The sequence below is a fragment of the Streptomyces sp. UH6 genome, assembly GCF_013421635.1.
GTDB classification, from domain to species: Bacteria; Actinomycetota; Actinomycetes; order Streptomycetales; family Streptomycetaceae; genus Streptomyces; species Streptomyces abyssomicinicus.
Genome location: NZ_JACADT010001123.1, coordinates 1 through 1733, shown reverse-complemented (window position 1 = coordinate 1733; position 1733 = coordinate 1). Strand labels below are relative to the sequence as shown.

Sequence of the window (1733 nt, the reverse complement as noted above, 5' to 3'; positions counted from 1 at the left end):
TGCGCGGTCTGCTGCTACGGGTCTTCACCACTGGCTCCCGGATGACTGCGATCGACGTCTGGAGTCGGACAGCCGGAGCGTGCCCGGTCACCGTGGGCGGGAAGAGGCCGCGATCCGGCCGGAACACGACGGCCGGGTGAACGCCGGGGGTCGGGGAAGGCGGCGGACCGGACGGAGGAGGGCGCCCCGCGCGCCCGGGATCAGGAGCCGAGCTCGGCCTTCAGCCAGGACCGGATCTCCGGGGTCGCCTCGTCCGTGATGTCGCGGAAACCGTCGTGCTTGGTCAGGTACTTGGCCACGTACGGGCAGACCGGGACGAGGTGCATACCGCTGCTGCGCACGTGGTTGAGCGCCTCGCGGACCAGGACCGAGGCCAGGCCGCGGCCGGCGTAGGCGTCCTCGACCACCGTGTGGAAGAAGACCCGCCGGGTGCCGTGGTCCCGGAACTCGGTGAAGCCCGCGACCGTACCCTCCACCAGGATCTCGTAGCGGTGGGCCTCGGCGGCGAGACGGACCTGGGTGGTGTCGTCGGGGGCGGGCGGGGTCTGGGGCACGGGGTTCCTCCGCGGCTGGAGACGGATGTTGGGCAGGGTGGGCGCGGGCAGCCGGTCGCCCGGGTAGCCCTCGACGACACCGAAGCGTTCGGAGCGCGCCTCCCAGGCGGCCCGGGCCTCGGCGATCTCGTCGTGCGAACGGCCCACGAAATTCCACCACATGACGATCTCCTCGCCGAACGGCGGTCCGCCCAGCAGGATCACCCTGGCGGACTCGTCGGCGCTCGGATTGGCGATGTCGACGGTGGCGTGGCCGGGCGCCAGGTAGCCGAGTTCGGCGGGCGCGAGCCGGTGTCCGCCGGGGAAGGTCAGTGCCCCGGTGTCCAGCAGCAGGCCGTGCTCGTAGCTCTCGTCCACCGGGAGGCTGACGGTGGCGCCGGGAGCCAGGATCAGTTCGGCGCCCAGCAGGGGGGTGAAGGTGGGGACCGGTGACACCGAACCGAGCAGCGAACCCAGGAAGACGCGGGCCTCGCCCGCACCGCCGGGCAGCGCCACCGGCTCGGGCACGTGGTGGCGGAAGTCGCGCGGCGCGTCCCGGTGTTCGGCCGGCAGCGCCACCCAGAGCTGCACGCCGTGCAGGACCGTGGTCGACGGCGTGGACACCTCGGTGTGGGCGATGCCGTGCCCGCCGGTCATCAGGTTGATCTCACCGGGGCGGACCATGGCGTGGCTGCCCAGGCTGTCACGGTGCTCGATCTCACCGGTGAACAGCCAGCTCACCGTCTGGAGTCCGATGTGCGGGTGAGGGGCGACGTCCATGCCGCCGGTCTCGGCGACGTCGTCCGGACCGTAGTGGTCGGCGAAGCACCAGGCGCCGATCAGCGAACGGGCCCGCTGCGGCAGCGTGCGCCGCACGGTCATCGCACGCGGCCCGCCCAGCGGCACCGAGCGCGGGGTCAGGATCTCCACGCGGGCGGCGGGCCCCGGCGAGGACGTGCACAGCACCTCCGGGGGGTGCACCTCGGTGTTGCTCATCTGCCCCGCCTCGCTTCCGCCCGGTGATCTTCGTGTCCGGCGCCCATCGTATGCCCGGCCCGGCTGGCGGACGGGGCCAGGCTCCCGGACGCTGTGCGGGACACCACGCGTGAGGAGCACCGTCATGACCGGCACCGTCACGGCCGCGGACCCCGGGCGGCCGGCCCCCCGCCCGGGGGGCATCGGGCGACGAGGGCTGGTCAC

General features: G+C 73.3%; 1 protein-coding gene and 1 pseudogene. Both read right to left on the bottom strand.

The window, feature by feature from the left end:
* Nucleotides 1-200: 200 nt before the first annotated feature.
* On the bottom strand, nucleotides 201-554 hold the full coding sequence (locus HW445_RS33880; RefSeq protein WP_308800171.1) for a GNAT family N-acetyltransferase: 354 nt from the start codon (nucleotides 552-554) through the stop codon (nucleotides 201-203).
* Nucleotides 555-1529, bottom strand: a pseudogene (locus HW445_RS29855) (pirin family protein); the annotation flags it as partial. It abuts the gene before it with no gap.
* Nucleotides 1530-1733: the final 204 nt, after the last annotated feature.